We start from the raw sequence: 6,577 nt of genomic DNA on the forward strand, positions 1-6,577 counted from the left end.
GAAGTTCAGCAACGATGAGGTCTTTGATTTGGGTGATGCGTTCTGTGGTAGACTTCATTTGGGAGTCCTTTGGTGAGAGATAGATGATGCGTTTATCTCTGTTATACCAGAGGACTCCTTTTCTACAACATTTGAGTGCTCCCCCTGGCTCTGGTAGAATAGCCACATGCGCACTGGGAAGATGGTTCTGTTTTTCGTGTTTGTCGGGCTGTTGGCGGCCTGTCGGCCGGCTGCTTCGGCCTTGCCTGCCACGCTGACGCCCTTGGGGAGAGTGCAAATTTCCCCCACCGCGGCCGCCAGCCCTACCCTTGGGCCGTCTTTGCCTTCCCCCACTGCCACCCTGACGCCGAGGCCTGCGCCGACGTCTACGCCTTCTCCCCCCCCGCTGGCCTGGTGGCATCCGCGCCCCGGCACCACTTGGCAAATTCAGCTCAACAGCGGCAATATCGATACGCATTACGATGCCCAGGTGTATGACATTGATTTGTTCGACACCCCTGTGGCGACGATTGCGGCGTTGCACCGCATGGGCCGTAAAGTCATTTGCTACTTTAGCGCAGGTACTTATGAAAACTGGCGCCCCGATACGGGGGCTTTCCCGCATGGCGTTATCGGGAAGGCCCTGGAGGATTGGGAGGGTGAATATTACCTTGATATCCGTCAGGTGGAAGCCCTGGCTCCTGTGATGCGCGCCCGCATGGACCTCGCGGTGAAGAAGGGATGCGATGCCGTGGACCCCGACAATGTGCAAAATTATTTGGAAGACACTGGCTTCCCGCTAACGGCTGCTGACCAGTTGCGCTATAACCGCTGGTTGGCTGCCGAGGCGCACCGCCGCGGGCTGGCCGTCGGGCTGAAAAATGACCTCCCTCAAATTCCTGACCTCGTTGGGGTTTTCGATTTCGCCGTGAGCGAGGAGTGTTTCACCTATGGCGAATGCGCGCCGCTCAAACAGTTCATCACTGCCCACAAAGCGGTTTTCGCGATAGAATATGAGGCTACGGCAGGAGCCGTCTGCCCACGCGCGAATGCCTGGGGCTTCTCGCTGTTGCTCAAGCCGTGGGATCTGAGTGCATGGCGCTATTCGTGCCTGCAAGATTGGAAGAAGGAGTAATTTTATGGTGAGCCAGGAACTGTTGGAAATTTTGCGCTGCCCGGTTTGTGTGCAAGAAGGCAAAGGCGAATTGGAAATGGTCAAAGAAGCGTGGCTGGTATGCCACGATTGCGGGCGCAAGTATCCTATTCGGGACGATATTCCGGTCATGCTGGTGGAAGAAGGCGACAAGTGGCAGGCAACCGCGGTGGAAGACCTGCCTGTGCCGCCGCCCCCTGCTGCGGCGTGAGAAGCGATCGCGCCCTCTAAATCGTGACGATGGACATGGAATCCCTTCTTCACGCTTTGCAGGCAGCCATTACTCGCGGCGACGACGAGGCTACCGAGCAGGCGGTGCAAACCCTGATCGCGGCGGGCGAGGCAGCGGTGCCGGCGTTGCTGGCCCTCAGCCGTGCTGACGATGCAGAAACGCGCTGGTGGGCGCTGCGGGCGTTGGCGGAAATCCGCCACCCTGACGTATTGCTCCGCTTGCAGGAAGCCCTGACCGACCCCGACCCCGCGGTACGGCAGGTGGCGGCTTTGGGCTTGCGGCACCAGCCCACGCCCGAGGCCGTGCCGACGCTGATTGCCTTGCTCTCGGGCGAGGATCGCTTGCTGGCCTCTTTGGCCGCCGACGCTCTGGCTGCCGTCGGCGAAGCCGCGACGGGGGCGCTCATCCAAACGCTGCGGGAAGGCACCCCTGCCGCTCGCATTGAAGCCGCTCGCGCCCTTGCCCAACTGGGCGATAAAGCCAGCATCCCGGCCCTGTTTGAGGCGCTCGATAGCCCTTCCCCCTTCGTCGAACATTGGGCTAACGAGGGCCTGGAACGCATGGGCGTGGGGATGGTCTTTTTCAACCCTGGCCACTGAGGGTGGGCGGTTTCCCCCCTTGGCGACCTTGCTGGAGGCGTGATATGAACCGCCCGACGTGGTTAGCGCGGCTGATCAAGTGGAGCCGGAGCGAATATTTCTGGCTGGCACTGGCCGCTATATGGACATCTTTTCTCACCGTAACCTACGGTGTGTTGTTTGAAAGCCATTCTTATCGGCCTGAAATGCTCCTCGGCGGCGTTGTCGTCGCCGTGGTGCTTTTTTTGTTGGGGTGGGCGCATCCGGCGCTCTACCTCGTGGGGGCCTTCCTGATAGGCTTGCTCAACGGCATCTATGCCCATACGGCCCACTACTGGCATATTGGTGACCTGCCGGTGCGGGTGGAAACCGCTCTGGATTCCTCCGGCGGCGAAATGAGCGAGTTCCTCGACCAGTTTGTGGTGCATTCCAAGTTTGCCTGGGTGCTCATTGCCTATGTTGTCATTGCTTTGGCTCTGGGCGTGTGGGTGTGGTATTTGCATCACAAGCATGTGCAGCAAGCGCCGCAGCACCCCTGGCGGCGTTTGGGGAGGGGGCTGGCGGCGGCTGTTGTGGTTGGCAGCCTGGGCTATTGGGTGGTGGCTTCTTCCTACCCTGCTGTGGCGTTGGGCGTGACCAGTGTGCAGGTTTACACGCGCGTCAACCCGGTGTTGAAGCGCAAAGAAAACGTCGCGGCTTTCATGGCGCACGCCAAGCCATTGCACTGCACGGCCACTTTCGACAAAATCGTCTACGTGCAGGGGGAATCGGCCAACCGCGATTATATGCATGCTTACGGTTACGACCTGCCGACCACGCCGTTTTTGGATGGGTTGAAGAACAAGGTGCAGATTCGGGCGATTTCTCCCGCGAATCAGACCATGACCTCCATTCCCATTTTGCTGACCCCGGCCACGGTAGAAAATTACGATGTCTTCTACACCAGCCCCAGCATCATTTCTGACCTGCGACGGTGTGGTTATCAGACGTTTTGGCTTTCCAACCAGTTGCGTTACAGCCCCTATACGGATACGGTCTCGTCCATCGCTGCTGAGGCCGATGTGGTGCGGTTTGTGTTGGAAGAGTTGAACCCATCTACCACGCCCCCCGATGGTGCGCTTTTTGAGATTTTCTCGCCAGATGAGGTCGTGCCGGGGCGGAAGCAGGCTTTCTTTTTCCATCTCATGGGGTCGCATTACGAATGGTCGCGTCGCTATCCGCCCGATCAGGCCCTCATTCCGCATCCCAAAGACCGTATCGAAGAATACGTCAACACCATTTACTACACCGACCACATTCTGGAGCGGCTTTTCGATCTTTTCCAGCAACGCGGCGAGAATGTGCTCTTCATTTACACTTCGGACCACGGGGAGTGGATGACGGCGACGGCGGGCGGCCATGCCGACGCGCACCCCTACCAGGAAGAGTATCGCGTGCCTTTGGTGTTTTGGGCCACACATCCTGAAGTGTTGCGCCCGATTGCGGAAGCCACCCAGGGGCGGATTGTCAACACCGAGACGCTCGATTTGCAGATTCGCTTCCTCTTGGGGTTGGAGGACGACCCGGGCATCTCGTATAGTTACAAGGTGCTCAGCCTGGGCCCCGGCCGGGTGATGGATTATCGCGACCTGCCTTATCTCAATCATCGAGAAACCCACTGAGGGCCTGAGGAGATAGCAATGGCACTGAGTTGGTGGGTGTGGCTGATGCTGGCCGCAGTGGCGGCGGCAAGTGTATGGTGGTTGCTCAGCCAGCAGGTGGGGGGCGTGTGGCGTGGTCTGGGTAGCGTGCTGGGGGCCAGCGTGGTGCTGTATCCGCTGGAAGCCGCTGTGGTGCGGTGGTTGGTGCAGTGGATTTACACCACCCCGGCCAGGTTTGCCGACCGGGTGCTGGCAAGCCGCCATGTTTTGCCTTTGCAGCACTACGTGGCCGAGGGGGAAGATGCCCTCGCCGGGCTGGTGGCAGCGGCTGCGGTGCTGTTGGTGATTGTGACGCTGGTTGGGATGGCAAAACGCTCGCCCCGGGTAGCAACCGTGCTGCGCCATCCGCTCACGCGGGGCGCGTTTGGCGTGCTGGTGCTGGCCGTGATTGCTTTCGTGGGTTATAACCTGTGGGTGAATTTCCAGTTCCGCCAGCCCCATCCTGTGTTTTATACCGATTGTCATAAACTCTGGTTTCACCATCGGGACGCGCTGGACCAAACCGTGGCAGCCTTCGATGCTGGCGCGCCGGGCATTGAAATTGATGTGCGTTACGACGTGGCCCGGCGTGAGTATTATATTGGCCGTTACGACACCCCTAATCCTCCGCCCGACCAGCGCACCACGCTCGACCAGGTGTTCGACGCGGTGGGGGGACGCGGCTATTTCTGGCTGGATACCAAGACGATTCGCTACCTCACCCCTGCTCAGGCGCAGCAGGCCGCGCAAGATATGCACGCCCTTTTGGCGCGGCACGGGGTGCTTTCGCAGGCCATTATCGAATCTGACCGCCCGGAAAACCTGATTTACTTTTCCCGCCTGGGGCTATATACCAGTTACTGGATTTTCAACATCGATGAAACGGCTTTCCCGCACACGCTTTGGGGGCAATATCTGGCGCTGATGCGCATCAAGCGGAACTACATTCGGGGTGGCTTCGCAGCGATTTCGTTAGACCACCGTTTTTATACCCCCTTTGTGGCATGGATGCTGCGCGGCGCGCGCATTCACCTTTTCACCATCAACGACCCCGAAACACTGGAAACCCTGGTGCATCGCCCCGAGGTCAAAGTTGTGCTGACCGACACGCAGCGCTTCGACATCACCGATTGCCGCTGAGGTCTGACAGCCTTTTGACCAGATAGTGCTCGCCGCGCTCAAAGCCGCGGGCGAGGTAGTATTGCCGTGTGCCCACAGCGGCAATCACCGCAATTTGGGGGAAGCCTGCTTCGCGGGCGACGCGGTCGGCGGCTTCCAGCAGGCGGGTGCCCAGGCCGATGTGCTGGGCCGCGCCCCGCCGCTCCGCGCCCACGGGCAGCGATTGCCCATACACGTGCACTTCCCGAATGATGGCTGCGTCGGTCAGGTCTTTCATCCCCGTGTCGGGCGCTTGGGGTGCGGGCAGGGAAAGCCGCAGAAAGCCCGCTAAGCGGTCGTCGGGGGTGACGAATTGCAGGAAGTGCTCTTCCGCGTGCGCGGCCTGATACGTGAAATCTTCCAACCGCAGGCTTTCGGGCTGCACCTGTTGGTCGCGCACCTCGCGGCAGCGGATGCAGCGGCAGCGGGTGCCGCGGCGCTGCATCTCGGCCAGCACATCTTGCCGCAGGCTGGTGCGCTTGTTGCCCGCCACGACGTGCGTCGAGGGAATGTCGCGAATTACGCGGTTGATGCGGCAGTAGGGCGGCACCGTGGCCTTCAGGTCGGCCAGCAGGTCAATCAGGGTTTTGGTGGTGTAGGGCGTGTATTCCCCCCGCTGCCAGTAAGCGTAAAGTTCGGTGTTGGGCAGCAGTTGGGTGGGGTAGATTTTCAGTTCGTCGGGGCACAGCCCTTGCCACAGGCGGGCAAAATCCGCACGGTCGCTTTCGGGCGTCGCGCCCAGCAGGTTGGGCATCCAGTGCGCCACGATTTTGAAGCCGCCAGCCCGCAGCAGCGCCGCGGCGCGGAGGTTGTCTTCCACGGTGTGGCCGCGCTTGTTGAGGGCCAAAATGCGGTCGTCCATGCTCTGGAAGCCGACTTGGACCTTGGTCACACCCAGTTCCCGCAGGCGGCGCAGCGCGCGCGGGGTGATGTGGTCGGGGCGGGTTTCTATCACCAGCCCAACGTTGCGGTGCCGCGCGGTTTCGTTGTGGCGGTGTGCGGCTTCCAACGTGGGCGCACGGCATTCGCCTTCCTGCTGCCACGCAGGCGGGCAGTCGTCCGCGTTGAGCGCATCGAACAGGCGGCGGATGAACCACGTCTGATAATCCTTGGGGTACGACGTCCACGTGCCGCCGAGCACCAGCAGTTCAATTTTGTCGGTAGGGTGGCCGACGGCTTCCAGCGCGGCCAGGCGAGCGCGCACCTGGCTGTAAGGGTCGAAGCCGTGCATCAGCGCCCGCTGCGCGCCGGGTTCGTCGGGCAGGTAACTCTTGGGCATGCGGACGTCGTCGGGGCAGAAGATGCACTCGCCGGGGCAAGCGTAGGGCTTGGTGAGCACTGTGACCACGGTGACGCCTGAAAGGGAACGCACCGGCTTCAGGCGGATGCGCGCCAGCACGCCCGGGTCTTCTTCCCACGCGCCGGAAGCCACCAGATGGCGGTAGGCCGCGACCAGCGCGCTTTTGCTCAGCAGGCCGCGCGGCAGGGGGTGGCGCTTGATGGCCGTCATCACGTCCATGCCGTCGCGGATGGCTTCCAGCGCGCCGATGGCCTGGGCGAGGGTTTCGGGGGGCAGGGCGTCGCTCATGGGGTGTTCCTGAGGAGAAAGGTCATAAGCCAATTCTACTTGACTTTTGGCCGCGCGGGGCATATAACGGGAGCACTCATAAGTTGTAGAATCAGGCAGCAAGGGGCCAGCCGGTGGTGGGAGACCAAGCATCGCTCAACCAGGCTGCTCGCGCTTTGGCGGTCATTTCAGCCCCGTATGGCGTCCATCGAGCACCGGCTCGTTTGAGCC

6 protein-coding genes are annotated in these 6,577 nt (G+C 61.1%); 5 read left to right on the top strand and 1 reads right to left on the bottom strand.

Features of this window, described 5'->3' with window-relative positions:
- The first annotated feature begins 166 nt into the window (after positions 1-166).
- From ENJ54_02545 to ENJ54_02565, 5 genes are read left to right on the top strand one after another with little or no spacing between them, the layout of a single operon-like run.
- Positions 167-1,114 (top strand): endo alpha-1,4 polygalactosaminidase, encoded by a 948-nt coding sequence (locus tag ENJ54_02545; protein HFC08725.1) that lies wholly within the window; start codon positions 167-169, stop codon positions 1,112-1,114.
- Positions 1,115-1,118: 4 nt separating this feature from the next.
- A complete protein-coding gene (locus ENJ54_02550) occupies positions 1,119-1,343 on the top strand; it encodes a Trm112 family protein (protein ID HFC08726.1) in 225 nt (74 codons plus the stop codon).
- A gap of 29 nt (positions 1,344-1,372) precedes the next feature.
- Positions 1,373-1,963, top strand: a complete 591-nt coding sequence (locus tag ENJ54_02555; protein ID HFC08727.1) for a hypothetical protein — start codon at positions 1,373-1,375, stop codon at positions 1,961-1,963.
- A 44-nt stretch (positions 1,964-2,007) separates the two neighbouring features.
- A complete protein-coding gene (locus ENJ54_02560; protein ID HFC08728.1) occupies positions 2,008-3,603 on the top strand; it encodes a phosphoethanolamine transferase in 1,596 nt (531 codons plus the stop codon).
- Between the two features lie 18 nt (positions 3,604-3,621).
- On the top strand, positions 3,622-4,761 hold the full coding sequence (locus ENJ54_02565) for a hypothetical protein (protein ID HFC08729.1): 1,140 nt from the start codon (positions 3,622-3,624) through the stop codon (positions 4,759-4,761).
- Here ENJ54_02565 and ENJ54_02570 read toward each other — a convergent pair.
- Positions 4,745-6,367 carry a tRNA uridine(34) 5-carboxymethylaminomethyl modification radical SAM/GNAT enzyme Elp3 gene (locus tag ENJ54_02570; GenBank protein HFC08730.1) on the bottom strand — a complete coding sequence of 541 codons (1,623 nt, stop codon included), beginning with the start codon at positions 6,365-6,367 and terminating at the stop codon, positions 4,745-4,747. The two genes, ENJ54_02565 and ENJ54_02570, sit on opposite strands and share 17 nt — an antisense overlap.
- Between the last annotated feature and the right edge of the window lie 210 nt (positions 6,368-6,577).

The sequence above is a fragment of the Chloroflexota bacterium genome (genome assembly GCA_011322445.1).
In the GTDB taxonomy this organism is placed as follows: Bacteria; Chloroflexota; Anaerolineae; order Anaerolineales; family DRMV01; genus DRMV01.

Excerpts from the sequence above, each read along its gene's own strand:
- ENJ54_02550 (HFC08726.1), top strand. The coding sequence starts at position 1,119 with ATGGTGAGCCAGGAACTGTTGGAAATTTTGCGCTGCCCGGTTTGTGTG.
- ENJ54_02555 (HFC08727.1), top strand. The coding sequence starts at position 1,373 with ATGGACATGGAATCCCTTCTTCACGCTTTGCAGGCAGCCATTACTCGC.
- ENJ54_02560 (HFC08728.1), top strand. The coding sequence starts at position 2,008 with ATGAACCGCCCGACGTGGTTAGCGCGGCTGATCAAGTGGAGCCGGAGC.
- ENJ54_02545 (HFC08725.1), top strand. The coding sequence starts at position 167 with ATGCGCACTGGGAAGATGGTTCTGTTTTTCGTGTTTGTCGGGCTGTTG.
- ENJ54_02570 (HFC08730.1), bottom strand. The coding sequence starts at position 6,367 with ATGAGCGACGCCCTGCCCCCCGAAACCCTCGCCCAGGCCATCGGCGCG.
- ENJ54_02565 (HFC08729.1), top strand. The coding sequence starts at position 3,622 with ATGGCACTGAGTTGGTGGGTGTGGCTGATGCTGGCCGCAGTGGCGGCG.